Here is a 25,507-nt window from a genome sequence, read left to right on the forward strand (position 1 = left end):
CGGTACGGCGGTCGGGGCCCGGTCCGGTGACCGGACGGGGCCCCGACCGCATGCTCGTACGGGGTCTCACGCACCCCACGTACGGGAGCGCAGCGGCATCCCCGACGCGCCGTCCTCCGGCGCTCTCACCGCCAGCACCTGGTTCACGCCGATGCGGTTGCGCTCGAAGGCGAGGGCGCAGGCGGCCATGTACAGCAGCCAGACGCGGGCGCGCCCCGGACTGGTCAGCCGTACCGAACGTGCCCAGTCCGCCTGCAGGTTGGCCACCCAGCGGCGCAGGGTGAGCCCGTAGTGCTCGCGGATCGACTCGACGTCGCGCACCTCGAACCCGGCACGTTCGAGCTGGGTGACCGTGGTGCCGACCGGGGCGAGTTCACCGTCGGGGAACACATACGCGTCGATGAACTCGTCGATGCTGTACGCCGATTCGTCGCGCTCGGGCCGGCGGGCGATCTGGTGGTTGAGCAGCCGGCCGCCCGGCCGCAGCATCCGGTACAGGTCCTCGGCGTACTCCAGGTACCGCTCGGCGCCGACGTGTTCGGCCATCCCGATGGACGAGATGACGTCGAACGGGCCGTCGGCGACGTCCCGGTAGTCCTGCACCCGGATCTCGACCCGGTCGGTCAGCCCCTCGTCGGCGATGCGCTTGCGGGCGTACGCGGCCTGTTCCTGGGAGAGCGTGATGCCGACGACACGTACACCGTGCTCGCGCGCGGCGTGGATGGCCATCGAGCCCCAGCCGCAGCCGACGTCCAGCAGACGCTGACCGGGCGTCAGGCCGAGCTTGCGGCAGACGAGTTCCAGCTTGTCGCACTGCGCCTGTTCGAGGGTGGCGTCGGGGGAGGGCCAGTAGGCACACGAGTACACCATGGACGGGCCGAGGACGATCTCGTAGAAGTCGTTGCCTACGTCGTAGTGATGGCTGATGGCGCGTTTGTCGGTGCGTCTGGTGTGCAGATGGGTGCGGGCTCTGCGGACCTCCTCGCGGGGCGGTGCGGGCGGCAGCGGCAGTCCCGCGACCTTCACCAGCCCGCGGACGGCGGCCCGCACCTGCGGGTCCCTGAGCGCCTCCAGGAGGCTCCTGGGGTCCTCGCCGCGCTCCCACACCAGCGTCGAGATCAGGTCGAGGGCCGTGTAGAGGTCGCCCTCGATGTCGAGGTCCCCGGCGACCCAGGCGCGGGCGAGACCCAGTTCTCCCGGTTTGAACAGCAGCCGGCGCACGGCCCGGCGGTTGCGCACGACCAGCGCGGGCGCGCCCGGCGGCCCGGCCTCCGAACCGTCCCAGGCGCGGATGCGCAGGGACAGCGGCACCCCCAGCAACTGTTCGACGAGGCTCTTCAGCCGCAGCGCGGCGTCAGCCATGGCGCACACCTCCGTGAGGAGCGATCCCGGAATGTCCAACACCACGTAAACAAAAAAGCGGTGGCTGCGCAGTCCCCCACTGGCGTTACGACTGGGCAAAAAAGATGTAGCAGCCATACACCAAGGGTTCGTTCCGGGAAACGCCGAAGGGGCCTCCCGCACCACGGATGGCGGGAGACCCCTCGGGTCGTTCAGTGACCGAAGGTCAGGAGGCCTTGGCCTTCTCCTCGGTCTTCTCGGTCTTCTCGGTCTTCTCGGTCTTCTCCGACTTCGCCGCGGCGGCTACCGGCACCGGCTTGGCCGCCTCGTAGAACTCCTCGCGGGGGTGCTCCATCGCGCCGAGGGAGACGACCTCGCGCTTGAGGAACATGCCGAGGGTCCAGTCGGCGAAGACACGGACCTTGCGGTTCCAGGTCGGCATGGCCAGACCGTGGTAGCCGCGGTGCATGTACCAGGCGAGACGGCCCTTGAGCTTGATCTTCATCTTGCCCATGACGATCATCGCGACGCCCTTGTGCAGGCCGAGACCCGCGACGGCGCCCTTGTTGCCGTGGCTGTAGTCCTTCTGCGGGAAGCCCCGCATACCGGAGATCACGTTGTCGCCGAGGACCTTGGCCTGACGCAGCGCGTGCTGGGCGTTCGGCGGGCACCAGGCGTTCTCGTTGCCCGCCTTGCGGCCGACGAGGTCGGGGACCTGGGCGTTGTCGCCGGCGGCCCAGATGTAGTCGGTGCCCTGGACCTGGAGGGTCGGGGCGCAGTCGACGTGACCGCGGGGGCCCAGCGGCAGGCCGTAGCGGGACAGCACCGGGTTCGGCTTGACGCCCGCGGTCCACACGATGGTGCTGGAGTCGACCTCGAGGCCGTTCTTCAGGACGACATGCCCGTCGACACACGAGTCCATCGAGGTGGAGAGGTAGATCTCCACGCCGCGGCTCTCCAGGTGCTCCTTGCCGTAGGCGCCCAGCTTCGGGCCGACCTCGGGAAGGATCTTGTCGGCGGCGTCGACGAGGATGAAGCGCATGTCCTCACGGGACACGTTCTTGTAGTACTTGGCCGCGTCGCGGGCCAGGTCCTCGACCTCGCCGATCGTCTCGGCGCCCGCGAAGCCGCCGCCGACGAAGACGAAGGTGAGCGCCTTGCGGCGGATGTCCTCGTCGTTCGTCGAGTCGGCCTTGTCGAGCTGCTCGAGAACGTGGTTGCGCAGGCCGATGGCCTCCTCGATGCCCTTCATGCCGATGCCCTGCTCGGCGAGGCCGGGGATCGGGAAGGTGCGGGAGACCGCGCCGAGCGCGATCACCAGGTAGTCGAAGGGCAGCTCGTACGCCTCGCCGACCAGCGGGGCGATCGAGGCGACCTTGCGGTCCTGGTCGATGGTGGTGACCCGGCCGGTGAGAACCTCCGCCTTCGGCAGCACGCGTCGCAACGGGACGACGACGTGGCGCGGGGAGATGTTGCCGGCGGCGGCTTCGGGGAGGAAGGGCTGGTAGGTCATGTACGACCGGGGGTCGACGACCGTGACGGTCGCCTCGCCGTAGCGCATCTTCTTCTGGATACGCCGAGCTGCGTACAGGCCTACGTACCCACCGCCTACTACGAGGATCCTGGGACGCTCCGTGGTGCTCATGCCATCGAGTATCCACCCGCCCCAGGGGGGTCGCTCGTGCGCCCCTTCACAAGCTCTTGCAGAGGGTGTGTTATCCTCCGCGACCCACGTGACGCAGGCCACGGCAGGCCGGGGGGTTCCGAGAGCGGTACGTCCTGTTGTCAATGCCGCGTGAGCTGCCCCTCCGGGTCCGGAAGGTGGTCGTGAGGCCCTCCGAAAGACTTCCGCGGGAGGCCCTCTCGCGCCCCCTCACCTGCCCCTATTGAACGCGTTCAAGGGCATACTGACCCCCGGAAGGCCCAACCGGGCGCCCTTTGGTGCTTCCACCGGGCGGAATTCCTTGTGAAGAACTTCACGAACTTTCCCGGCGGCGCGTCACCGAAGGGTCCCGAGAGGCCCCACGACCGCGCTCATACGCTATCCGACCTGCTCGTCCGAGAGCTACTGATCGGTAACGAAGGAGACCTAGACCACCGACCACGCGATGCCGTCGAGCATCACCAACGAACGCGACTCCCCGAACATGGTCGCGTGTACACGCATGCGTGTACACTGACGCCATGACTGAGAACACCGTGACCGTGCGGGAAGCCCGCGCGCACCTCGCCGACCACATCAACCGGGCCGAGGAAGGCGTTCCGACCGTCATCATGCGTAACGGCGCTCCGGTGGCAGCCGTGGTTCCGATCGCCGACTTCGAGGCACTGGAGGAAGCGGCCGACGTCATGCTGGCCCGCGAAGCCGAAGCGGTGCTGGCCGAGGGCGGCCCCACAGTGACGATGGCCGAACTGTTGGCGGACCTGTTCACCGAGCAGGACGGCGATGCGGCGTGAAGTACGCCTTCCGGTTCACCACGGCGGCGCAGCGGCAACTCCGGGCTGTCAGCCGGCCCGACGCCATGCGCATCCTGACCGCGCTGACCGCACTCGGTGACGACCCGTACCGCCAGGACGCCGACGTCAAGAAACTCACCGGCCCGTCCGGGCTCTACCGGCTCAGGGTCGGCAGCTACAGGGTCGCCTACCAGATCAACGACGGTGAGCTCGTCATCCTCGTCGTCAAGGTAGGCGACCGGCGGGACGTGTACCGCAACCTGTAGGCGGTCAGGCCAAAGACCAGCCGATCCCGTCGAGGATGTCGTGCTCACTCACCACGACCTCCTCCGCCCCGATCCGCTCCATGATCGAGAGCAGTACGAGGGCCCCCGCCGCGATGACGTCCACGCGCCCCGGGTGCATGGACGGGACGGCTGCCCGCTCGGCGTGCGTGGAGTGCAGCAGCCATTCGGTGATCTCGCGGACCTTGTCGAGGGAGATCCGGGAGTGGTGGATGCGGTCCGCGTCGTACTCGGGCAGGTCCTGCGCGATCGACGACACGGTGGTGACCGATCCGGCGAGTCCGACCAGCGTGCGCGCCTCGCGCAGCGGGACCGTCTCCTCGGCGAGGTCGAGGGCCCGCTCGATGTCGGCCCGCATCGCCGCGATCTGGTCCTCGGTGGGCGGGTCGGTGACCGCGCCGTCGCTCACGAGGTGCCGCTCGGTCATCCGTACACAGCCGATGTCCACCGAGCGCGCCGCGCGCACATGGTCGTCGCCCACGACGAACTCGGTCGAGCCGCCGCCGATGTCCACGACCAGGTAGGGGCGGGTCATGTCGTCGCGGCCTGTCAGCTCCTTGGTGGCCCCGGTGAAGGAGAACTCGGCCTCCTGCTCACCGGAGATGACCTCGGGTTCGACGCCCAGGATGTCCACGACGCCCCGTACGAACTCGTCGCGGTTCGAGGCGTCCCGGGAGGCCGACGTGGCCACGAACCGCACCTTCTCGGCGCCCAGTTCGCGGATCACCTCCGCGTAGTCGCGGCAGGCGGCGAACGTCCGCTCCAGCGCCTCGGGGGCCAGCCGGCCGGTGCGGTCCACGTCCTGGCCCAGCCGGACGATGGTCATGCGGCGGTCGAGCTCCAGCAGTTCGCCGGTCGCCCCCGCCCCGGAGGCGCCAGTGGACACAGCGACGTCCGCGACGAGCAGGCGGATGGAGTTCGTACCGCAGTCGACGGCGGCGACCCGGCTGAAGCCCTCGGGGACGAGCGGCCGTTTCGCGAAGACGCCGCTGCGGATCGCGGTGGCGTCCGTGGCCTCGTCCTGCGCCTCGCCGGGGAACTCGTCCGCCGGGTCCGGGGCCTGCAGCGGCTGCACGCACGGCCCCTTGCGCCACCACTCCGGCAGCGTCGCCAGTGCCTCGTCGCCGAGGGGGTTCACGCCCGGACCCGCGGCCAGCGAGTGGCCCACCAGCACATGCAGGCACTTCACCCGGTCCGGCATGCCGCCCGCGCTCGGGAAGCCCTCCAGGACCTCGATGGCGTCACGACGCGCGATGTAGTCCTCATGCGCGGAGCGGTACGCGGCGGCGAGTTCCGGATCGGACTGCAGCCGCTCCGTCATCTCCTTCATGACGCCGTTCGCCTCCAGCGTGCCGATCGCCGAGGCGGCGCGCGGGCACGTCAGGTAGTACGTCGTCGGGAAGGGCGTGCCGTCGGGCAGGCGCGGCGCCGTCTCCACGACGTCCGGCTGACCGCAGGGGCAGCGGTGCGCGATGGCGCGCAGCCCGCGCGGCGGCCGCCCTAGCTGCTGCTTGAAGGCCTCGACATCCGCGTCGGTGGGCTCGGTGCGCGGGGTGGGCGGCGGGGGCGTTTCCATGCCTGTGCTGAATTCCTCTGTCGGTTCACTGGTCGGAGGCGTCTGACTTGTCGACCCCGTCCCAGACGTTCGTGTACCAGGGGCGGTCGGCAGCGCCGAGTTCGGCCCGCGACTGCTTGGCGGCGTTCGGGTCGATGACGATGTAACCCGTCTCGCCCGGCATCAGATAGTGCAGCCGCAGCCGGATCTGCTGCTCGGCGTACGCGTCGTCCTGCCAGCGTGCCTTCAGGTCGCGCAGCTGCTCGACCCGCTCCTTGGCCTGTGCCTTCTGCCGCCGGAGGTCGGCGATGTCGGAGCGCTGGGAGACGTACTGCCTTATGGGATACGCGAGGGCGACGACCAGCGAGCACAGGACCAGGGCGAGCAGCGCCGCCCGGCCGGTGAGGCGCGAGCGGCGGGCCTGGCGCTTGGTCTGGGAGCGGTAGACACGGGCCGCCGTCTGCTCGCCGAGCAGCTTGATCCTCGTCGCGGTGGAGAACCGGTCCCGGTCCTTCACGGCCATCTTCCCCGCCTCCCGTTCACACGCGCGTACGTCCCCGCACACGGTACGGGACCGGTACGGGGACGTACGTACGACTGGCTGAGGACTGACCCCGGAGGGTCAGACCTGAAGGTCGGCCCTGAGGTCAGACCTTGAAGCGCGGGAAGGCCGAGCGGCCCGCGTACTCCGCGGCGTCGTCGAGGATCTCCTCGATGCGCAGCAGCTGGTTGTACTTGGCGACGCGGTCCGAGCGGGCCGGGGCGCCGGTCTTGATCTGGCCGCAGTTCACCGCGACCGCGAGGTCGGCGATGGTGACGTCCTCGGTCTCGCCTGAGCGGTGCGACATCATGCACTTGAAGCCGTTGCGCTGGGCCATCTCGACGGCGTCCAGGGTCTCGGTCAGCGAGCCGATCTGGTTCACCTTGACGAGCAGGGCGTTGGCGGTGCCCTCCTCGATGCCGCGGGCCAGGCGCTCCGGGTTGGTGACGAACAGGTCGTCGCCGACGATCTGGACCTTGTCGCCCAGCTTGTCGGTGATGACCTTCCAGCCGGCCCAGTCGTCCTCGTACAGCGGGTCCTCGATGGAGACGAGCGGGTACGCGGAGACCAGCTCCTCGTAGTACTCGGTCATCTCGGCGGCCGAGCGGGACTTGCCCTCGAACTCGTACTTGCCGTCCTTGTAGAACTCGGACGCGGCGACGTCGAGCGCGAGCGCGATCTGCTCGCCGGGGATGTAACCGGCCTGCTTGATGGCCTCGATGATGAGGTCGAGCGCGGCGCGGTTGGACTCCAGGTTCGGGGCGAAGCCGCCCTCGTCGCCGAGGCCGGTGGACAGGCCCTTGGTCTTCAGCACCTTCTTGAGGGTGTGGTAGACCTCGGCGCCCCAGCGCAGGGCCTCGGAGAAGGACTCCGCGCCGATCGGGGCGATCATGAACTCCTGGATGTCCACGTTCGAGTCGGCGTGCGAGCCGCCGTTCAGGATGTTCATCATCGGCACCGGCAGCAGGTGCGCGTTCGGGCCGCCCAGGTAGCGGAAGAGCGGGAGGTCGCTGGCCTCGGAGGCGGCGTGGGCGACGGCCAGGGAGACGCCGAGGATGGCGTTGGCGCCGAGGGAGCCCTTGTTGTCGGTGGCGTCCAGGTCGAACATGGCCTGGTCGATCAGGCGCTGCTCGGTGGCGTCGTAGCCGACGAGCTCCGGGCCGATCTGCTCGATGACGGCGAGGACGGCCTTCTCGACACCCTTGCCCTGGTAGCGGTTGGGGTCACCGTCGCGGAGCTCGACGGCCTCGAAGGCGCCCGTGGAGGCGCCGGAGGGAACGGCGGCACGACCCGTGCTGCCGTCGTCGAGGCCGACCTCGACCTCGACCGTGGGGTTGCCTCGGGAGTCCAGGATTTCCCGGGCTACGACGACGTCGATGGACGGCACGAGCATCTCCTTCATGGATGTGACGCGGCTACGGCTGAAGCGCAGTGGCTCTGCGAGACGAGCCTAACCGCCTCCGGCCGATCGGCCACGCTGCCGACCACCCCTTGAGCAGAACCGAGAGTAAATTGTTTCCGAACGGAACAAAGCGTGGACGCAAAAAGAACCCCGCCCCGGTGCGTACGGGGGAACACGCACCGGAGCGGGGAGCCCGTGGGGACGGGGGGAGGCCCTCACCTGTCCTCCATGGTGGAGGACACGGTCGGGCGGGCGCTGTGGTTCAGCTACCGGCAGGCCGTCACTTCAGGTGCAGCTGCTGGCCCGGGTAGATGAGGTTGGCGTCGGAGACGATGTCCTTGTTCAGCTTGAACAGCTTCTGCCAGCCGCCCTTGACGCCGTGCTTCTCGGCGATCGAGCTGAGGGTGTCACCCTTGACGACCTTGTACTCGCCGTCGCCCTTCTTGACCTTCTTGCCGGTCGGGGTGGTGACGGTCTTCTGGCTCTTCTCGGTCTTCGCGGCCGGGCGCTCGGAGGAGCGGGAGGCGGCCTGCGAGTCGGCCGAGCGGTTGGCGGTGCTGGAGCCGGAGGCACCGGCGCCGTTGTAGGCGGCGCTGGACAGGCCCGTGCCGCAGACCGGCCAGGCGCCCTTGCCCTGAGCGGCGAGAACCTTCTCGGCGACGGCTATCTGCTGCGCCTTGCCGGCCTGGTTGGCCTGCGCGGCGTACTGCGTGCCGCCGTACGCGGCCCAGGTGGACGCGGAGAACTGCAGGCCGCCGTAGTAGCCGTTGCCGGTGTTGATGGACCAGTTGCCGCCCGACTCGCACTGGGCGACGGCGTCCCACTCGGAGGCGGTGGCGGCGGAGGCGTTGCCGGCCGCCATCAGCGGGGCGGCGATGGCGACACCGGTGACGCCGGCGATCGCGGCGGCGCGGGTGGCCTTGGACGGACGACGGTGCTTGCCCTTGCCGGAAAACAGCATGGTGGATCCCCTCACCGACGCCTGCGAGGTGAGCTGTCGGGTTCGGGCCGGTTGAGTTGCCCGGCCGCGCACCTCCCGGTGCGCGGCTTAACCCCAAGCCGGTTCCGGCGTCGGAGGCCGTGAGGCCTCAACTGCCGGACCCGGCACCTACCTTGGGTCCCCCGCTCCTGCCTACGGCGCTTTACGCGACGACTGTTCCCGTACGGCCGCTGGCAGGATTCGGCGTTGCGGCAGCCGGGGCTCGTGTTGACGAGCGGTGACGACCGTAGACACGCGATCGAGGGAATTTCAAAGACGATCAGGGCTTCTGAGACTCATCCCACACTTTCACCAAACCGGACATTCCGGAGCGAAGCGTGACGCGAACTCCCGTTGCTTTTCGCCCTATTCGGCAGGGAGTCGCAGGGTCTGACCGGCGACGATGCGGTTCGGGTCGCTGCCGAGGGCCTTCTCGTTCTCGGCGTAGAGCGCGTGCCACCCGCCGTCCAGGCCAAGGGAGTCGGCGATGGAGGCGAGGGTGTCGCCGGCGTGGACCGTATACGTGTCGTCGGTGCGAGTGTCCGCCTTGGTCCCCTCGGCGCTCGCGCCGCGGTGGCGGCCGGTGCCGAGCGCGCCGGTGTCGACGAGGCTCCAAGAGCCCACTTCCTGCTGAACGTTGTCCGAGTCGCCCCCCTTTGCCCGGTCTGCGGACGAGGCGTCGCTGCGCTGCGCCTCGCGCGAGGCCGTCTTGGACGGGGAGGCGGAAGGTGAGGCCGACGTACCGGATTCAGCCGAGTCGCCCTTCGCGTCCTCGGAGGCGGAAGGCGAAGTGCTGGACGACGCACCGGAGGACGAATCCGACGAAGATGACCCACTGGATCCATTGCCGGACGAGTTGGACAAACCGGTGGAGTCGGATGCACCGGAGGAGTCGGACGAACCCGAACCGCCGTCCAGAATGCCCGTGTCGATGTCGGCCGAGTCCGAGTCCTTGTTCAGGCCGGAGGTCAGTCCGCAGAGGTGGAAGGCGCCGACGCCCTGGTCGTCCAGGAGCTTCTCGGCGACGGCTATCTGCTGGTTGCGGCTGGCCAGGTCTGCACTGGGGGCGTAGTCGAGGCCGCCGTACTTCTCCCAGTTCTGCTGGGTCAGCTTGAGCCCGCCGTAGAACCCGTTGCCGTTGTTCTCGCTCCAGGCGCCGCCGGTCTCGCACTTCGCCACCTTGTCCCAGGTGGTGCCGTCGGCGGCGTGTGCGGAGGCCGCCCCCAGGAGCGGGATGGCGATGGCGGAGCCGGTCACCCCGGCCGCGACGAGAAGTGCCGGAGCCTGACGGGGGCGACGGTGTCGACCGTTCCCGGAGAGCATGCGGGGGCCTTTCGCGAGACAGCAGTGACCTGCGCGGCGCCTGGTGCACGGCACCGCGTTGGTGGGTGAACGTATCTGCAGTCGATCACTTGTCACAAGTTAATGCCGCGTAGATCACGTGAAGATCACGGAGTTGAATACGTGTCATCTTCGCCCGGTCCGCCGCGGCGGGGCGTTCACCAGCGGCTCCCGATACGGTCGTCCTGTGAACGTCCCGAACACCGCCCCCGAACTCTTCACCTGGGAATTCGCCGGTGACCCCTACCCGGCCTACGCATGGCTGCGCGAGCACTCCCCCGTCCACTGGACGAAGCTTCCCAGCGGGGTCGAGGCATGGCTGGTGACCCGCTATGCCGACGCACGTCAGGCGCTCGCGGACGGGCGGCTCTCCAAGAACCCCGACCACCACGCAGAGGACGCACAGGGCAAGAACAGGACCGGTATCCCGGGTGAGCGCAGCGCCAATCTCATGACGCATCTGCTCAACATCGACCCGCCGGACCACACCCGGCTGCGGCGCCTCGTCTCCACGGCGTTCACCCCGCGCCGGGTGGCGGAATTCGCGCCACGTGTGCAGGAGTTGACGGACGGTCTCATCGACCGGTTCGCGCCGCACGGCGAGGCCGATCTGATCCACGACTTCGCCTTCCCCCTCCCCATCTACGCGATCTGCGACCTGCTCGGCGTCCCCCGCGAGGACCAGGACGACTTCCGCGACTGGGCGGGGATGATGATCCGCCACGGCGGCGGCCCGCGCGGTGGCGTCGCCCGCTCCGTGAAGAAGATCCGCGGCTATCTCGCCGAGCTCATCCACCGCAAGCGCGGCGACCTCGGCGATGACCTGATCTCGGGCCTCATCCGCGCCTCCGACCACGGTGAACACCTCACCGAGAACGAGGCCGCGGCGATGTGCTTCGTGCTGCTGTTCGCCGGCTTCGAAACCACCATCAACCTGATCGGTAACGGGACGTACGCGCTGTTGCGCAACCCCGCGCAGCGAGGGCGGCTCCAGGAGTCGATCGCCCGCGGTGAGACCGGGCTGCTCGACACCGGTATAGAGGAGCTGCTCCGCTACGACGGCCCCGTCGAACTGGCCACCTGGCGCTTCGCCACCGAGCCCCTCACCGTCGGCGGGCAACGCATCGCCACCGGCGATCCCGTCCTGGTCGTCCTCGCCGCGGCCGACCGCGACCCCGCACGCTTCTCGGAGCCCGACACCCTCGACCTCACCCGCCGGGACAACCAGCACCTCGGATACGGCCACGGCATCCACTACTGCCTCGGCGCGCCCCTGGCCCGCCTCGAAGGCCGCACCGCCCTCGAAACCCTGCTGCGCCGCCTGCCCGACCTCGAACTCGCCGCCGACCCCACCGACCTCCGCTGGCGGGGCGGCCTCATCATGCGCGGCCTACGAGAGCTGCCCGTGCGGTTCGCCGCCGCCTGAGCGTGCCCGGTCCTCCGTCTGTCTGATCGCGTCCCGGTAGGCCCGGCCGGCCGCCCGCAGGGCCGCCTCCGGGTCCACGCCCTCCGCCTCGGCACGCACGGCCAGTGCGAGCAACTCGTAGCCGATGCCCTCGGCTCGGGGCAGCGGGACCTCGAAGCCCGCGGTCCGCACCCGCGAGGCCAGCTTCGCCGCGAGAGCCAGTCCCGGCTGGCCGAGGGGGACGCCCTCCGTCACGGAGGTGCGCTGCTTCTCGACCGCCTTGGTGCGCAGCCAGTGCTCCTTGACCTCCTCGGGCGTCGACGCCGTCTCGTCACCGAAGACGTGCGGGTGGCGGTGGATGAGCTTGGTGACGATGCCGGCGGCCACGTCGTCGATGGAGAAGGGGGCCTCGGGGTCCTCCTCGGCTATACGGGAGTGGAAGACCACCTGGAGCAGGACGTCGCCCAGTTCCTCGCGCAGTTCGTCGCGGTCGCCCTCCTCGATCGCCTCGACGAGTTCGTACGCCTCCTCGATGCCGTACTTCGCCAGGCCCTTGTGGGTCTGCTGGGACGACCACGGGCACTCGGCGCGGATCTGGTCCATGACCTGTACGAGGTCCAGGAGACGGGCGCCGGGGAGGTCGTAGGAGGCGGGGAGCAGCTCCAGCTCCGGCATGTGCACGCGTCCGGAGCCGGCGAGGCGGGCCAGTCCGTCGGTCAGGTCCGGCTCGCCCTCGCCCGTCGCGACGACGACGACCGTCCGCCCGCCCGCGCACGCGTCGACCAGTTCCCCGGCGGCGGGGGCGGCCTCGTCGACCGCTATGCCCGCCTCCCGCAGATACGGCAGCTGCGGGTGGGCGGCGTCCGCGCACAGCACGCGGTCTGCGGCCTGCAGTGCCTGCCAGGCGGGCCAGGACAGCAGGCCGGGCGCGACGCGGTGGCTGGTGGTGAGCAGGACGATGCGGCCGGGGCCGGCCTCTGCGGAGCTGGTTTCGTTCACGATCCGAACGTAACGCACCCCGCCGACGGCCCCCGAAGTTATCCACAGCGGCGGGCCCCGGGGGCCCGTTACGCCGTCTGCTGCGTCCCCGTCGCCGTGACCTCACGCACCCAGGGGGTCTTCGCGTCCACGCGGCTGCTCTTCTGGACGTCCCAGGCGCCGTAGCGCGGGTTGACATCGACGTGGAGTTCCCTGGACGCCTTGGACAGGGCGTTCCAGAAGGCCGGCTTGCTGGTGTCGGTGCCGAGCGTCCGGGCCAGCTTCTGGGCCTCCAGCTGGAGGCGGAGGTTGTCGTCGAGGCGCTTCGGGGCGACGCCGTACTGCTGGAGCCAGGCCGTCTCCAGGGCCCTGGAGCCGCCGACCTGCTGCTCCAGGCCGGTGCGCATCCGCTGGACCTCCATGGCGGTGACGTTCACGCCCGAGTCCTGGGCGGCGCGATGCAGCACCCGGTCCAGAACCATCCCGTGCAGGGTGTCGCGGGTGACGCCGCCGGTCTGCGCGACGGCCTGCTTGTACTGCGCCTGGTCCTTCACGGCCGCCCGCTGCGCCGTGCGCACCTCGTTCACCCGGGTCTCCAGTTGCGCCACGGTGATCCGTTGGCCGCCGACGACGGCAGCCGCGCCGGGATGCGCGTCGCTTCCGCAGGCGGTGAGGACGGGGGCCGCGGCGGCGATCGCTGCGGTGAGGAGGAGCGCGGTGCGACGGCGGCGGTGCAAGGAAGCCTCCCGAGGAGATTGTGCGACGGTGCACAAGGTCTTGCGGTGATCGATGGTAGGCAGTGACCAAGCTCTGGCCAACCCATTCGACCAACGATTCACCGCGACTTCGGGCACCGCCGCGCTCAGCGGCGTCCCCGCGCGCGTACGCGGGTCAGCCGGTGATGGCCACCGGCGCGTCCCACGCGTCCCGGTCCACGGTGATCGTGTAGCCGCCGTGCGTCTCCTTGCTGTTGACCATGTACTGGTGACCGCGGCTGTGGCTGGTGAACTGGGTCGAGCCGAACGGCCAGTCCGAGGTCGTGGTGTTCTGCTTGTCCCACAGCGCGTACCAGAGGTTGCCCGGCAGGTCGGTCTTGTCCTTGGCGTTGGCGATCGCCTTCGCGCTGGAGCTGGTGAAGCCGTAGTAGCCCGCGCGGTACGTCTTGGCGTGCAGAGCCTTGTCGAAGGCGCGCACATAGGTGAGCACGGCGTCGTTGCACGACGTGTTCGTGATGTCGTACGACTCCATGTCGAGGTAGACCGGGCTGCCCGCCTTCATGCCGAGCGCCGATGCCTTGGAGACGGCGTCCGCCGCGTCCTTCGCGCCGAGGGAGGCGGCGGTCGCGGCGGTGAGCTTCTCGGGGTTGGAGCCGGACTGGCAGGGCGGCTGGGCGCCGACGTAGAGCGGGATGAGCTTCCAGCCGACCGTGCTGACCGACTTCACCCAGGAGGCGGTGAGGTTGGGCTGGGAGCAGCCGCGGTTGCTGCCGCCCACGTAGACGGCGGCGGCTCCGTAGAAGCCGGTGTGCCAGGCCTTCATCGCGGAGAGGGAGGGCGCGGCGCAGGTGTCGAAGGCACGTCCGGTGTACGTCTTCTGCGCGGGCCAGGTGGTGGCGGCCATGGAGGTCTGCGCGGCGATGCCGGCTCCGGCCACGACGGCGGCACCCGCGACACCCCAGGTGACGTATCTGCGCTTCTTGGACTGCCGATGGCCTGCCATGTGTCCCACCCCTGGTTGTGCGTTGCATGTGGCGTGTGCTGCATGCGGTGTGCGTTGCCCTGCGGATGTCGTGCGTCGCCTGGCGAAAAACGCACCGCAACCTATCCGGATTCGTCCATGCGTTCGGGAAACTGAAACCCTGGAAGATCACAAGAATCTCCCAGGACTCGGCAAAATCTAGCCGCGCACCTGTCCCAGCCACTGCAGCGTCCGCCGTACCTCCGCCGCGAGCGGGTGTCCGGGGCCACGCAGCCGGTCCACGTCCAACAGCAGGCGCGCCAGGGTCTCGTGGGCGGCGGCCCGGTCGCCGAGGGCGAGCAGGAGGAGGCCGATGCGGCGGCGGACGTCGTGGGCCGGCCCGGGGTCGCCGGCCACGTACTGGTTCTCGTAGTACGGCAGCAACGCGCGGTACTCGGCGAGCGCGGCCGCCGGTTCGCCGAGCGACTCCAGGCACTGGGCGGCCTCGTAGCGGAAGCGGAGCGACTGCGGGTCTGCCTGGCCGGCCTCGGTGGCGCGTTCGTCGGCGAGGCGGCGCAGTTCGGGCAGCGCGCGCCGGTACTGGCCGTCGTCCATGAGGGTGGCCGCGTACTGCTTGCGCAGGGTGCGGACGACCGGGGAGTGCTCACCGTGCTGTTCGGCCGCGGCGGGCAGGATCGCGCCGAGGATGTCGACGGCCTGGGTGATGCGGCCCTCGCCGAGGAGGCGCTTGACCTCGTCGACGGCGCGGGCGACGTCGGGCTTCTCCGGCGCCGGCGCCATCGGGGCGGGCTGGGGCGCGGGGGTTCGCGCACGGTCCGGCCAGGGCGCGTGCGGGCGCAGGAAGGGACGCGTGGGGTCGAGCGGCGCTCCGGTGGGCATTCCGCGCGCGGGCAGGAGCAGCGCCAGGTGCTCGTACACCTCCTGCGCGGAGGCCGGGCGGTGCTGCGGGTCCTTGGCTAGCAGGCGCAGCACGAGCGCTTCCAGCGCCTCGGGCACCTCGGGGCGCAGGCGGCGCACGGGCAGCGGCGCCTCGTACAGGTGCCGGTGCAGCACGCCGAGTGCCGTCGAGCCCGCGAACGGGACGTCTCCGCTGAGGAGTTCGTGCAGCAGTACCCCGAGCGCGTACAGGTCGGTGTACGGGCCGACCGCGCCGCCCATCGCCTGCTCGGGCGCCATGTAGGCGGGCGAGCCGATGGGTGTGCCGGTGTGGGTGAGACGGGTGGTGTCGGCGTCCATGACGGAGGCGACACCGAGGTCGAGGACGGTGACCGTGCCGTCCTGCTTCACCATCACGTTGCGCGGCTTGAGGTCGCGGTGGACGATCGGCACGGCGTGCACGGCGCTGAGCACGGCGCACAGTTGCGCGGCGACCGCGACCGCCCACTGCCACGGGTACGGGCCGTGCTCGGCGAGGTGGTCGGAGAGGTCGGCGCCGTCGACGTACTGCATGACGAGGAACAGTTCCTCGCCCTCGCTGCCCGCGTCGTGCACGGTGACGAGTCCGGGGTGGTCGACCTGCGCGGTCACCCGGCACTCCCGCACGAAGCGGCGGCGCAGCTCGTCCGCCTCCTGGCCGGCCACCTTGTCGGGGCGCAGCAGCTTCACCGCCACACGCCGGTCGAGCCGCTGGTCGTAGGCCGTCCACACCTGTCCCATGCCGCCCTGCCCGATGAGGGTGGACAGTTCATAGCGGCCGGCGACGACACGTCCTGCCGCCGCGGTCACCTTCCGCCCTCGGGGTGGCCGTCGGAGTGGCCGTCGGAGTGGCCGTCGGAGTGGCCGGGGTGCCGGCGCAAGTAGTCGCTCAGCTCGTCGAGTTCGGCGCGCACCTGGTCGATACGGGCGGGCGCGGGGCGCTGCGGCGGGGGCGGTACAGGGGTGGTGGGCAGCGCGGTGTTGGGCACGGGGGCGGGTATCGGTGCGGCCGGCGTCTGCGGCTGGGTGGCCACGTACGGCGACGGGGGCTGGGGGTAGCCGTAGCCCATGCCCTGGACCGGGGGCACCGGCAAGCCGGTGGGGTGCGGCCCGTGGTGGCGTATGTCCGCGTACAGGTAGTAGCCGGCGCAGGCCGCGGCGTTGAGCAGCAGGATCGTCATGCCCGCGTTGCCGCTCGGCGTGCTGAAGTCGTCGGTGTGGTCGGCGGCCAGGAGGGAGAAACTGATGCCGAGGACCGCCAGCGAGCCGCCGAAGATCCACCAGTCGCTCCGCCTGCGGGTCACGATCGCCGCCCGCAGCGGCGCCACCCACGCCAGGAATCCGATGCTGAGGATCGGCACCGCCACGAAGATCACACGCAGCACGACCAGCACCCCGGTCGAGGGTCGACGCGGCGGGGACGGGGCGTAGCCGTGGCCCTGCATGGCTGCTCCTGGAGGCCTGATGGGGACGAACGTGAGTACCGGGTCCGAGCGTATAGGCCGACAAGGACAACCGGTCCCGGGTTGTACCGAACGAAGCCCGTCGGCGGCATCGTCGACCTGCACGCGCCGGACGGCTGACTCAAAGAGGGTGCCGCATCCCGACGTCGGGCTCGACGTGGACGGTTTCGCGGCCGCCGGATCAGCCCGCGTGGAAGCGGGCGGGTGCCTTCGTCGGGTTGCCGCCGGAGGGCAGCTTCTGCCCCGGGCACGCCTTGAGCACCTTCTCCATCGCGGCCTTCTCCGCCGCGGTGACCCACAGCCCGTACTTCTTCTTCACGGCGACCTGTGCGGCGACGTACGTGCACCGGAACGTCTTGCTCGGCGGCACCCACGTGGCCGTGTCGCCGTCGCCCTTGGAGCGGTTGGTGCTCGCGTCGACGGCGAGGAGGTTCAGCGGGTCGTTGGCCAGGGCTATGCGCTTGCTGGCGTCCCAGTACTTGGCGCCCTTCTGCCAGGCATCGGAGAGGGCGACCACGTGGTCTATGTCGACGAGGCTGCGGCCGCGCCGGTAGGCCACCTTCTTGCCCGAGTAGGGGTCCGACTCCAGTACGCCGTACGACACCTTGCAGGTGCCGCCGGTGAACTTCACGTCGTCCAGGTCCCGTTTGAGGATGTCGTCGCGGGTGTCGCAGCTGTTGGAGTCGGTGTCGGCCCAGGCGGTGCCGAACCTGTCCCGGGCGTAACCCGTCTTCGGTGCCCGCCCCTTCACGGTCAGCGACTCGGCGGCGGTCAGGGCGGCGCCCCCGCCTGCTCCCCCTCCCCCGGCCGGCTCCGGCCCACTGGATCCGGTCTTCGTATCGGCCTTGCAGCCGGCCACGGCGAACACCAGCACGACGGCCGTCGCAGCCCCGCCCCTCAGACGCCTCACGGCGCACCCTCCCCTTGCCACCGGGTTTCGCCCCCGCATGGGGCGTCTTCCCTTGTACGGCTTCGCGCACACCGTAGCGGGAGGGCGCACGGGGTCGTTCACGAGGTCCAGACCACTACCCATACAAGTGGGCGCTTGGGGTATATCGGTCGTATCGTCGTTGTTGAGCGATCCCGGAAGGAGCTCTGTATGGGCATCTTCGACAGGTTCAAGAGCAACCGCCAGGTGCAGGACAAGGCCAAGGACATGTCCGACGCGGCGGAACGCAAGGCCAACGACAAGACCGGCAGCAAATACGAGAGCCAGGTCGACGACGCGCAGCAGAAGATCGAGGGCCGGATGGGCATGGACCGGGACAGGCCCGAGCAGCCGTAGCGCCGCCGAACGGGCCCTGGAACGGGGGCCGTCCGCGGAGTCCGGCCCCGGCGGACGGCCGCCGGGGCCCGGCCATCTGCCGGGCCGGTCGGCGGCGCCCTCCTGCGGAGCCCTGGGAGCCCTGGGAGCCCTACGAGCCCAGGATCGATGTCAGGAACTCGCCCACCCAGCCCAGCAGTTCACGCCCGACGAGCGGCTTGCCGCCCACCTTGGCGGTTTTCGGGCGGGGTACCAGCAGCTGGTGGACGGCGGGCTTGATGACCGTGCCCGGGTACAGGCGGTTGACCCTCAGCTCCTGGGATTCCCTCAGCTCCACCGGTGCGAAGCGGATGTTGTTGCCCTGGAGGACGATCTCGCCGACCCCGCAGGCGCGGGCGAGCATGCGCAGGCCGGCCACCAGCAGCAGGTTCTCCACCGGTTCGGGCAACTTGCCGTAGCGGTCGACGAGTTCCTCGCGTACGGCCTTGATGTCCTCCTCCGTGTTGGCGGAGGCGATGGCGCGGTAGGCCTGGAGGCGGAGGCGCTCGCCGGGGGCGTAGTCGTGCGGGACGTGCGCGTCGACCGGGACCTCGATCTTGACCTCCAGGGGCGGCTCCTCCTCCACTCCGCCCTCCAGCGACGCCCGGTAGTCCGCGACCGCCTCGCCGACCATGCGGACGTAGAGGTCGAAGCCGACGCCCGCGATGTGCCCGGACTGCTCGCCGCCGAGCAGGTTTCCGGCGCCGCGGATCTCCAGGTCCTTCATCGCCACGTACATGCCCGCGCCCATCTCCGTGTGCTGGGCGATGGTCGCGAGGCGCTCGTGGGCCGTCTCCGTCAGCGGCTTCTCCGGCGGGTACAGGAAGTACGCGTAGCCCCGCTCGCGGCTTCGGCCCACCCGGCCACGCAGCTGGTGCAGCTGGGAGAGGCCGAAGTTGTCGCCGCGCTCCACGATCAGCGTGTTGGCGTTCGAGATGTCGATGCCGGACTCGACGATCGTGGTCGAGACGAGGACGTCGTACTTGTTCTCCCAGAAGTCGACGACGACCTGTTCCAGGGCCGTCTCGGACATCTGGCCGTGGGCCGTCGCGATGCGCGCCTCGGGGACGATCTCGCGCAGGCGGGAGGCGGCCCGGTCGATCGACTCGACCCGGTTGTGGATGTAGAAGACCTGGCCCTCGCGCAGCAGTTCACGGCGGATCGCCGCGCCGATCTGCTTCTCCTCGTACGGCCCGACGAAGGTGAGCACCGGGTGGCGCTCCTCGGGCGGGGTGGTGATCGTGGACATCTCGCGGATGCCCGTGACCGCCATCTCCAAGGTGCGCGGGATGGGGGTGGCGGACATCGTCAGCACGTCCACGTTGGCGCGCAGCTTCTTCAGCTGCTCCTTGTGCTCGACACCGAAGCGCTGCTCCTCGTCGACGATGACCAGGCCCAGGTCCTTGAACTTGGTCTCGGAGGAGAACAGGCGGTGGGTGCCGATGACGACGTCCACCGAGCCCTCGCGCAGCCCCTCAAGGACCGCCTTCGCCTCGGTGTCGGTCTGGAAACGGCTCAACGCCCGTACGTTGACGGGGAATTGGGAGTAGCGCTCGGAGAACGTCCCGAAGTGCTGCTGGACGAGGAGAGTGGTGGGTACGAGGACGGCGACCTGCTTGCCGTCCTGGACCGCCTTGAAGGCGGCACGGACCGCGATCTCCGTCTTGCCATAGCCGACGTCGCCGCAGATCAGGCGGTCCATCGGGACCGACTTCTCCATGTCCTCCTTGACCTCGGCGATGGTCGTGAGCTGGTCGGGGGTCTCCGCGTACGGGAAGGCGTCCTCCAGCTCGCGCTGCCACGGGGTGTCCGGGCCGAAGGTGTGCCCGGGCGCCGCCATCCGGGCGCTGTACAGCCTGATGAGGTCGGCCGCGATCTCCTTGACGGCCTTCTTGGCGCGCGCCTTGGTCTTGGTCCAGTCGGCGCCGCCCAGCCGGTGCAGGGTCGGGGCCTCGCCACCGACGTACTTGGTGATCTGCTCCAGCTGGTCGGTGGGGATGTACAGACGGTCGCCGGGCTGGCCGCGCTTGGCGGGGGCGTACTCCACGACCAGGTACTCGCGGGTCGCGCCCTGCACCGTGCGCTGGACCATCTCGATGTAGCGCCCCACGCCGTGCTGCTCGTGGACGATGTAGTCGCCCGCCTCCAGGGTGAGCGGGTCGATGGTCTTGCGGCGGCGGGCCGGCATCCGGGCGCCGTCCTTGCCGGCCGCCTTCTGCCCGGACAGGTCGGTCTCGGTCAGGACGGCCAGCTTCAGCGCCGGGTCCACGAAGCCGTAGTCGATCGAGCCGCACGCCACATGCACGACCGACGGGGAGATCTCCCCGAGTTCGCCCGTTTTCGAATCGGACACGGCCAGGCGGGCCGCGATGCCCTCGCCGCCCAGCACCTCGACCGTGCGGGCCGCGGGGCCGTGCGCCTCGGTGACGAACACCGTGCGCCAGCCGTCGGCGAGCCAGCCCTTGGTGTCGGCGAGGGCCTTGGCGGTGTCGCCGCGATAGGTGTCGGGGGCGTGCATGCCGAGCTTGAGGGTGTCCGCCTCCCCCACCGCGCCGGCGGCATTAGTGAACGTCTCGTCGGCGGCGAACGGCGACACCGACCACCACATCATGTCCAGCTCGCGCGCCCGGTCCCGGACGTCCGCGATGGACCACAGGGAGGCCGCGTCGACGTCGATGGGGGCCTCGCCGCCGCCCGCGGTGGCCGCCCAGGATGCCTGCAGGAACTCCTGGCTGGTGGCGACCAGGTCCGAGGCACGCGTGCGGACCCGCTCGGGATCGCACACGACGGCCATGGAGCCCTTGGGCAGGACGTCGAGCAGCAGCTCCATGTCGTCGACGAGGACGGGGGCCAGGGACTCCATGCCCTCCACGGCGATCCCCTCGGCGATCCTGCCGAGCAGCTCACCCAGCTCGGGGTGCTCCTCGGCGAGGGCACGCGCACGCGTGCGTACGTCGTCCGTCAGCAGGAGTTCACGGCAGGGCGGCGCCCACAGGCCGTGTGCGGCGACCTCCAGGGAGCGCTGGTCGGCGACCTTGAAGTAGCGGATCTCCTCGACGTCGTCGCCCCAGAACTCCACACGCAGAGGGTGTTCCTCGGTCGGCGGGAACACATCGAGGATCCCGCCTCGTACGGCGAACTCGCCGCGCTTCTCGACGAGTTCCACGCGCGCGTACGCGGCGGCGGCGAGGGCGGCCACGATCTCGTTGAGATCTGCGCTCTCCCCGGTCCTGAGCGCGACCGGCTCCAGGTCCCCGAGCCCCTTGACCTGCGGCTGCAGCACGGACCGTACGGGCGCGACGACAACGGAGACCGGGCCGGTCTCGGGGTCGTCGGGGCGCGGGTGGGCGAGGCGGCGCAGCACCGCGAGCCTGCGTCCCACGGTGTCGCTGCGCGGGCTCAGCCGCTCGTGCGGAAGGGTCTCCCAGGACGGGTAGTCGACGACGCCCTCAGGCGGCAGCAGCGAGCGCAGGGCGGCCGCCAGGTCCTCCGCCTCGCGGCCCGTCGCCGTCACCGCCAGCACGGGGCGGCCGGTCTCGCGGGCCAGCGCGGCCACCGCGAAGGGCCGGGCCGCCGGCGGGCCGACCAGGTCGACGTGCATGCGGCGGCCGTCTGCGGCCGCCTTGATCGCTTCCGCGAGGGCGGTGTCCTTGACGACGGCGTCGAGCAGACCGTGCAGGCTCATTCGGGGCGGCTTTCGTCCGGGGGCGGGCAACGCGAATCGCCCGACGCGCGCTGCGGGCCGGGGGTCCCTCCAGCGTACGTCGCGGCTCGCGGGGGCGCGGTGTCCTGTGGACAACGCCGATCACTCGTTGCCCGGTACCGCGGTCAACGCCCCGGGGCTGCCGCCCCCCCCGCTTCGGTCTGGACGGCCTCGTCCTCAAACGCCCGACGGGCTGAGGGGCGCGGCCCGGCGTTCAGACCGGTACCGCACCCCCGCACGGCAACGCCCCGGCGAAAGACGCATGCGCACAGCAGAACCCGGCGCCGGGGAGTCCTCCAGGACTCCCGGCGCCGGGCGCTCCCCCGCAACCCCCGTGTGCGGTGGTCGTAGCCCCCGTGTCCCCTGTCGGGTTATTCGGTGGCGATGGCGTTCAGTACGTTCATCCGGCCCGCCCGGAACGCCGGGATCAGTGCCGCGAACAGGCCCACGAAGGCCGAGCCGAGGAAGACCGCGATCAGGGTCGGCCACGGGATCTCAAGGACCTTCAGGCCCTCCAGGGCGAGCAGCTTCTGGGCCGTCGCGCCCCAGCCCATGCCCAGACCCAGGCCCAGCAGGGCGCCGAAGAGGGCGATGACCACCGACTCCATGCGGATCATCCGGCGCATCTGCCGGCGTGACAGACCGATCGCCCGCATCAGGCCGATCTCCCTCGTCCGCTCGACCACCGAGAGGGCCAGGGTGTTCACGACGCCCAGGATCGCGACGACGATCGCCAGTGCCAGCAGGCCGTAGATCATGTTCAGCAGCTGGCCGATCTGGTCCTTCAGCGCCTGCTTGTAGTCCGTCTGGTCGCGCACCTCGTACTGCGGGTAGGCGTGCAGCGAGGACTTCAGCGACTTGTACGCCGCATCCTGCTGTCCGTCCTTGGCGGTGGCGAAGACCAGCTGGTCGAGCGGCATCTTGTCGGCCGGCACGTACTTGGCGAGCGTGGCGATCGACGTGTACTTGGAGCCCGCGTCGATGAGACCGTCGTTGCTGGTGATGGCGCGGACCGTGAGGTTCGCGGCGGCGCCGTCCCTGAACGCGATCCTGATCTTCGAGCCCAGGTGGACGCCGTGGGCCTTGGCGAACTTCTCGTGGACGGACATCGAGTCGGGCAGGTAGGCGTCCTTGAGGTTTCCTGCGACGGTCTTGACGCGCAGGTCGGTCGCGTACGTCGGGTCCGCCGCCGTGATGTCGGTGTCCTTGAGCGTCTTGCCGTCGGGCGTGGTGTAGTCGGCCTTCGCCGTCCTGTACTCGGTGACCCGGGACAGCCCCGGTGTCGACTTCACGGCCTTCACGGCCTGCGGGGTGACCATCTGCCCCTTGTCGGACTGGATGATGAAGTCGGTGCCGACGGTCTTGTCGAGCTGGTCCGTGGCGGAGGCGACCATGGAGGAGCCGACCACCGAAAGGCAGGCGACCAGCGCGAGCCCGATCATCAGGGCGGCTCCCGTGGCGCCCGTACGGCGCGGGTTGCGCAGCGCGTTGCGTTCGGCCATCCGCCCGACCGGGCCGAAGGCCCGCAGCAGTACGGCGCCCAGGACGCGCACCACGGCACTCGCGAGCAGCGGGCCGATGACGACGAACCCGATCAGCGAGAGCACCACGCCCAGGCCGAGCCACAGCGAACCGTCGCTCGCCTTGTCGACGTTCGCGGCCACGTAGAGGCTGCAGCCGCCGGCGCCGGTCAGCGCCACGCCCACCAGGGCCCGGATCCAGCCGGCCCGTGCGTCGGCCGGGGCTCCGGCGTCGCGCAGCGCGGCCATCGGGGAGACCTTGCCGGCCCGGCGGGCGGGCAGGTAGGCGGCGAGGACGGTGACGACGACGCCGAGCAGGAGGCCGACCACGGGGGTCGTCCAGGCGACCGTCAGGTCTGCGGTCGACAGATGCATGCCCATGGAGCCCATGAGCTTCATCAGCCCGACCGCGAGGCCGACGCCCGCGCCGACCCCCAGCACCGAGCCGAACAGGCCGAGCAGCAGTGCCTCGACCAGCACGGACCGGTTGACCTGCTTACGGCTGGAGCCGATGGCCCGCATCAGGCCTATCTCGCGGGTGCGCTGGGCGACCAGCATCGAGAAGGTGTTGATGATCAGGAAGATGCCGACGAGGAAGGCGATGCCGGCGAAGCCGAGCATGGCGTACTTCATGACGTTCATGAAGCTCGCGACGTCCTTCTGGTTGGCGTCGGCGGTCTCCTTGGCCGTCTGCACCTTGTAGCCGGTGCCGAGCGCCGACGCCACGTTCTTCTTCAGCTGGGGGTCGGTCGTCCCGGAGGCGGCCGTGACGTTGACGTTGGTGAAGACGCCGGTCCTGCCGACGAGCGTCTGCTGCGCGGTCTTCGTGTCCAGGTAGAAGATCGCCGCGCCGGGGTTGGTGACCTGGAAGTCGGCGATGCCGGAGATCTTCGCGGTGTGGGTGCCGACCGCGCTGATCACGGACAGCTCGTCACCCATCGCGAGGTGGTGCTTGTCGGCGGTGTCGGCGTCGACCATGACCTGGCCGGAGTTCTTCGGCGCGGCGCCCTTGGTGATCTTCATGGTGCGGGCGTCGTTGCCGTTCCAGCTGCCGACGATGGTCGGGGCGCCGCTGGACGGCGACAGGTTGTCCTTCTTGGCGTCCACGACGGTGACCGACGTGGAGAACACGGTCCCCTCCGCCGTCTTCACGCCCTGTGCGCCGCGCACCTTGCCGACCACGGCGGCCGGCATGACCGGCGGCCTGCCGTTGTCCGAGGTCGTCTCGCCGCTGTCGGAGGCGCCCTTGGCGCTGACGGTCACATCGGAGGAGGTGGCCGCGAACAGCTTGTCGAAGGTGGTGTTCATGGTGTCGGTGAACACCAGCGTCCCGCAGACGAAGCCCACCGAGAGCAGGACGGCGACCGCCGAGAGGGCCATGCGCCCCTTGTGCGCGAAGAAGTTGCGCATCGATGTCTTCAGCACGGTCATGACGTACGCCCCCGGGCGTCGAAGTCCTTCATGCGGTCCAGGACGGCGTCCGCGGTCGGCTTGTACATCTCGTCGACGATCCGGCCGTCGGCGAGATACAGCACCCGGTCCGCGTACGAGGCGGCGACGGGGTCGTGCGTGACCATGACGATGGTCTGCCCGAGCTCGTCGACGGACCGCCGCAGGAAGCCCAGCACCTCGGCACCCGCACGGGAGTCGAGGTTTCCGGTGGGCTCGTCGCCGAAGATGATCTCGGGCCGCGCGGCGAGGGCGCGGGCCACGGCGACGCGCTGCTGCTGGCCGCCGGAGAGCTGGGTGGGCCGGTGCTTGAGCCGGTCGCTGAGCCCCACGGTGTCGACGACGCGCCCCAGCCACTGCTTGTCGGGCTTCCGCCCGGCGATGTCCATGGGCAGGGTGATGTTCTCGAGCGCGTTCAACGTCGGCAGCAGGTTGAACGCCTGGAAGATGAAGCCGATCCGGTCCCGGCGCAGCTGCGTGAGCTTCTTGTCCTTGAGCCCGGTGATCTCGGTGTCGTCCAGGTAGATCTGCCCGCTGGTCACGGTGTCGAGGCCGGCGAGGCAGTGCATGAGGGTGGACTTGCCGGAGCCCGAGGGCCCCATGATCGCGGTGAACTGGCCCCGGGCGATGTCCACGTCGACATGGTCGAGGGCGACGACGCGGGTCTCCCCGGACCCGTACGCCTTGACGACCTGCCGCGCCCGGGCGGCAACGGCCGTACGCCCTCCAGTGCCCCCGTGCCTGGGAATGGTAACGGCCGATGTCATGGTAATTCTCCTATGTCGGGCGGCAGTTGGATGTGCCGGCCTGCGGATGTGCTGTTCGCGTCGATGCGCCGAGAAGCAAGAAGCGGTACGTCGATGAGTCTGGTGCCGGAGGGGGGTGCCGCGCGCTGGTGCTCGGCACCCTCTTCAAGGGGGGAAAACCCCACCCCCGCAGGTTCGGTCAGCCGCCCCCCAGCGGCATAAAGCCAGGTTAAGCAGGCTCCCGCCCGGTCTCGTCCTCCGGCGGGACGAGCCCTCCCCGGGCCGTAGTACGGAGGAACCCCTAGGGGCAGTCCACCGATGGGTGGAGGTGATCTCGGGGTTCGGTCCACCCACCGGCCCACTGAGCTTCCACCCTGCCGCTACGTCAGGGTCAAGTGGGAGAGTGGTCGCCGGCAGATAGATGCAC

General features: G+C 70.0%; 20 protein-coding genes and 1 riboswitch. Of the genes, 4 read left to right on the forward strand and 16 right to left on the reverse strand.

Annotated elements, in window-relative coordinates; genetic code table 11:
* Positions 1-66: 66 nt before the first annotated feature.
* Positions 67-1,362 (reverse strand): class I SAM-dependent methyltransferase, encoded by a 1,296-nt coding sequence (locus tag OOK07_RS17200; RefSeq protein ID WP_266797274.1) that lies wholly within the window; start codon positions 1,360-1,362, stop codon positions 67-69.
* Positions 1,363-1,567: 205 nt separating this feature from the next.
* Positions 1,568-2,986, reverse strand: coding sequence for an NAD(P)/FAD-dependent oxidoreductase (locus OOK07_RS17205; RefSeq protein ID WP_266797277.1), 1,419 nt, complete (start codon positions 2,984-2,986; stop codon positions 1,568-1,570).
* A gap of 539 nt (positions 2,987-3,525) precedes the next feature.
* On the opposite strand from OOK07_RS17205, the gene OOK07_RS17210 reads away from it, so the two are divergent.
* On the forward strand, positions 3,526-3,798 hold the full coding sequence (locus OOK07_RS17210) for a type II toxin-antitoxin system Phd/YefM family antitoxin (protein ID WP_266681171.1): 273 nt from the start codon (positions 3,526-3,528) through the stop codon (positions 3,796-3,798).
* On the forward strand, positions 3,795-4,064 hold the full coding sequence (locus OOK07_RS17215) for a type II toxin-antitoxin system RelE family toxin (protein ID WP_266681173.1): 270 nt from the start codon (positions 3,795-3,797) through the stop codon (positions 4,062-4,064). The genes OOK07_RS17210 and OOK07_RS17215 overlap by 4 nt, the downstream gene beginning before the upstream one ends.
* A 4-nt stretch (positions 4,065-4,068) precedes the next feature.
* Here OOK07_RS17215 and OOK07_RS43695 read toward each other — a convergent pair whose 3' ends face one another.
* The 5 genes from OOK07_RS43695 to OOK07_RS17245 all read right to left on the reverse strand — a co-directional run bounded on the left by OOK07_RS43695 (position 4,069) and on the right by OOK07_RS17245 (position 9,882).
* Positions 4,069-5,658 (reverse strand): DUF501 domain-containing protein, encoded by a 1,590-nt coding sequence (locus tag OOK07_RS43695; RefSeq protein WP_406311863.1) that lies wholly within the window; start codon positions 5,656-5,658, stop codon positions 4,069-4,071.
* Positions 5,659-5,683: 25 nt separating this feature from the next.
* Positions 5,684-6,160 carry an FtsB family cell division protein gene (locus OOK07_RS17230; protein ID WP_266681175.1) on the reverse strand — a complete coding sequence of 159 codons (477 nt, stop codon included), beginning with the start codon at positions 6,158-6,160 and terminating at the stop codon, positions 5,684-5,686.
* 124 nt (positions 6,161-6,284) lie between these two features.
* Positions 6,285-7,571: a phosphopyruvate hydratase gene (gene eno, locus OOK07_RS17235; protein ID WP_266683572.1), complete on the reverse strand. Its 1,287-nt coding sequence runs from the start codon at positions 7,569-7,571 to the stop codon at positions 6,285-6,287.
* A gap of 289 nt (positions 7,572-7,860) precedes the next feature.
* A complete protein-coding gene (locus tag OOK07_RS17240) occupies positions 7,861-8,541 on the reverse strand; it encodes a LysM peptidoglycan-binding domain-containing protein (protein ID WP_266681176.1) in 681 nt (226 codons plus the stop codon).
* A 3-nt stretch (positions 8,542-8,544) separates the two neighbouring features.
* Positions 8,545-8,730, reverse strand: a riboswitch (cyclic di-AMP (ydaO/yuaA leader).
* Positions 8,731-8,925: 195 nt separating this feature from the next.
* A complete protein-coding gene (locus OOK07_RS17245; RefSeq protein WP_266797280.1) occupies positions 8,926-9,882 on the reverse strand; it encodes a LysM peptidoglycan-binding domain-containing protein in 957 nt (318 codons plus the stop codon).
* Positions 9,883-10,087: 205 nt separating this feature from the next.
* Here OOK07_RS17245 and OOK07_RS17250 point away from each other — a divergent pair, with 205 nt between their 5' ends.
* Entirely contained in the window at positions 10,088-11,326 is a 1,239-nt protein-coding gene (locus tag OOK07_RS17250; protein WP_266681179.1) for a cytochrome P450 family protein, read from the forward strand.
* Here OOK07_RS17250 and OOK07_RS17255 read toward each other — a convergent pair.
* The 6 genes from OOK07_RS17255 to OOK07_RS17280 form a co-directional block, all read right to left on the reverse strand.
* Positions 11,291-12,304 (reverse strand): nucleoside triphosphate pyrophosphohydrolase, encoded by a 1,014-nt coding sequence (locus OOK07_RS17255; RefSeq protein ID WP_266797283.1) that lies wholly within the window; start codon positions 12,302-12,304, stop codon positions 11,291-11,293. The two genes, OOK07_RS17250 and OOK07_RS17255, sit on opposite strands and share 36 nt — an antisense overlap.
* Positions 12,305-12,372: 68 nt before the next feature.
* On the reverse strand, positions 12,373-13,020 hold the full coding sequence (locus tag OOK07_RS17260) for a SurA N-terminal domain-containing protein (protein ID WP_266681183.1): 648 nt from the start codon (positions 13,018-13,020) through the stop codon (positions 12,373-12,375).
* 154 nt (positions 13,021-13,174) lie between these two features.
* The gene (locus OOK07_RS17265) at positions 13,175-14,002 is read right to left on the reverse strand and encodes a glycoside hydrolase domain-containing protein (protein WP_266681185.1); all 828 of its coding nucleotides are present in this window, start codon (positions 14,000-14,002) and stop codon (positions 13,175-13,177) included.
* A gap of 177 nt (positions 14,003-14,179) precedes the next feature.
* The gene (locus OOK07_RS17270) at positions 14,180-15,664 is read right to left on the reverse strand and encodes a serine/threonine-protein kinase (RefSeq protein ID WP_266801967.1); all 1,485 of its coding nucleotides are present in this window, start codon (positions 15,662-15,664) and stop codon (positions 14,180-14,182) included.
* Positions 15,665-15,702: 38 nt separating this feature from the next.
* The gene (locus OOK07_RS17275; protein ID WP_266797285.1) at positions 15,703-16,341 is read right to left on the reverse strand and encodes a hypothetical protein; all 639 of its coding nucleotides are present in this window, start codon (positions 16,339-16,341) and stop codon (positions 15,703-15,705) included.
* A gap of 199 nt (positions 16,342-16,540) precedes the next feature.
* Positions 16,541-17,269: an HNH endonuclease family protein gene (locus tag OOK07_RS17280; protein WP_266681189.1), complete on the reverse strand. Its 729-nt coding sequence runs from the start codon at positions 17,267-17,269 to the stop codon at positions 16,541-16,543.
* Positions 17,270-17,458: 189 nt separating this feature from the next.
* Between OOK07_RS17280 and OOK07_RS17285 the strand changes: the two genes are divergently transcribed.
* Entirely contained in the window at positions 17,459-17,644 is a 186-nt protein-coding gene (locus tag OOK07_RS17285) for an antitoxin (RefSeq protein WP_266681191.1), read from the forward strand.
* A 130-nt stretch (positions 17,645-17,774) separates the two neighbouring features.
* Here the strand turns inward: OOK07_RS17285 and mfd are convergent, their stop codons facing one another.
* The 3 genes from mfd to OOK07_RS17300 form a co-directional block, all read right to left on the reverse strand.
* Positions 17,775-21,347 carry a transcription-repair coupling factor gene (gene mfd / locus OOK07_RS17290; protein WP_266797286.1) on the reverse strand — a complete coding sequence of 1,191 codons (3,573 nt, stop codon included), beginning with the start codon at positions 21,345-21,347 and terminating at the stop codon, positions 17,775-17,777.
* 389 nt (positions 21,348-21,736) lie between these two features.
* The gene (locus tag OOK07_RS17295) at positions 21,737-24,316 is read right to left on the reverse strand and encodes an ABC transporter permease (protein WP_266797287.1); all 2,580 of its coding nucleotides are present in this window, start codon (positions 24,314-24,316) and stop codon (positions 21,737-21,739) included.
* Entirely contained in the window at positions 24,313-25,101 is a 789-nt protein-coding gene (locus OOK07_RS17300; RefSeq protein WP_266681197.1) for an ABC transporter ATP-binding protein, read from the reverse strand. The genes OOK07_RS17295 and OOK07_RS17300 overlap by 4 nt, the downstream gene beginning before the upstream one ends.
* Between the last annotated feature and the right edge of the window lie 406 nt (positions 25,102-25,507).

Source organism: Streptomyces sp. NBC_00078, assembly GCF_026343335.1.
GTDB lineage: Bacteria > Actinomycetota > Actinomycetes > Streptomycetales > Streptomycetaceae > Streptomyces.

What these genes read in the sequence shown, in the direction of transcription:
- OOK07_RS17200 (WP_266797274.1), bottom strand. Translation starts at nt 1,362, where the DNA reads ATGGCTGACGCCGCGCTGCGGCTGAAGAGCCTCGTCGAACAGTTGCTG.
- OOK07_RS17205 (WP_266797277.1), bottom strand. Translation starts at nt 2,986, where the DNA reads ATGAGCACCACGGAGCGTCCCAGGATCCTCGTAGTAGGCGGTGGGTAC.
- OOK07_RS17210 (WP_266681171.1), top strand. Translation starts at nt 3,526, where the DNA reads ATGACTGAGAACACCGTGACCGTGCGGGAAGCCCGCGCGCACCTCGCC.
- OOK07_RS43695 (WP_406311863.1), bottom strand. Translation starts at nt 5,658, where the DNA reads ATGGAAACGCCCCCGCCGCCCACCCCGCGCACCGAGCCCACCGACGCG.
- OOK07_RS17230 (WP_266681175.1), bottom strand. Translation starts at nt 6,160, where the DNA reads ATGGCCGTGAAGGACCGGGACCGGTTCTCCACCGCGACGAGGATCAAG.
- eno (WP_266683572.1), bottom strand. Translation starts at nt 7,571, where the DNA reads ATGCTCGTGCCGTCCATCGACGTCGTCGTAGCCCGGGAAATCCTGGAC.
- OOK07_RS17240 (WP_266681176.1), bottom strand. Translation starts at nt 8,541, where the DNA reads ATGCTGTTTTCCGGCAAGGGCAAGCACCGTCGTCCGTCCAAGGCCACC.
- OOK07_RS17245 (WP_266797280.1), bottom strand. Translation starts at nt 9,882, where the DNA reads ATGCTCTCCGGGAACGGTCGACACCGTCGCCCCCGTCAGGCTCCGGCA.
- OOK07_RS17265 (WP_266681185.1), bottom strand. Translation starts at nt 14,002, where the DNA reads ATGGCAGGCCATCGGCAGTCCAAGAAGCGCAGATACGTCACCTGGGGT.
- OOK07_RS17275 (WP_266797285.1), bottom strand. Translation starts at nt 16,341, where the DNA reads ATGCAGGGCCACGGCTACGCCCCGTCCCCGCCGCGTCGACCCTCGACC.
- OOK07_RS17285 (WP_266681191.1), top strand. Translation starts at nt 17,459, where the DNA reads ATGGGCATCTTCGACAGGTTCAAGAGCAACCGCCAGGTGCAGGACAAG.
- mfd (WP_266797286.1), bottom strand. Translation starts at nt 21,347, where the DNA reads ATGAGCCTGCACGGTCTGCTCGACGCCGTCGTCAAGGACACCGCCCTC.
- OOK07_RS17295 (WP_266797287.1), bottom strand. Translation starts at nt 24,316, where the DNA reads ATGACCGTGCTGAAGACATCGATGCGCAACTTCTTCGCGCACAAGGGG.
- OOK07_RS17300 (WP_266681197.1), bottom strand. Translation starts at nt 25,101, where the DNA reads ATGACATCGGCCGTTACCATTCCCAGGCACGGGGGCACTGGAGGGCGT.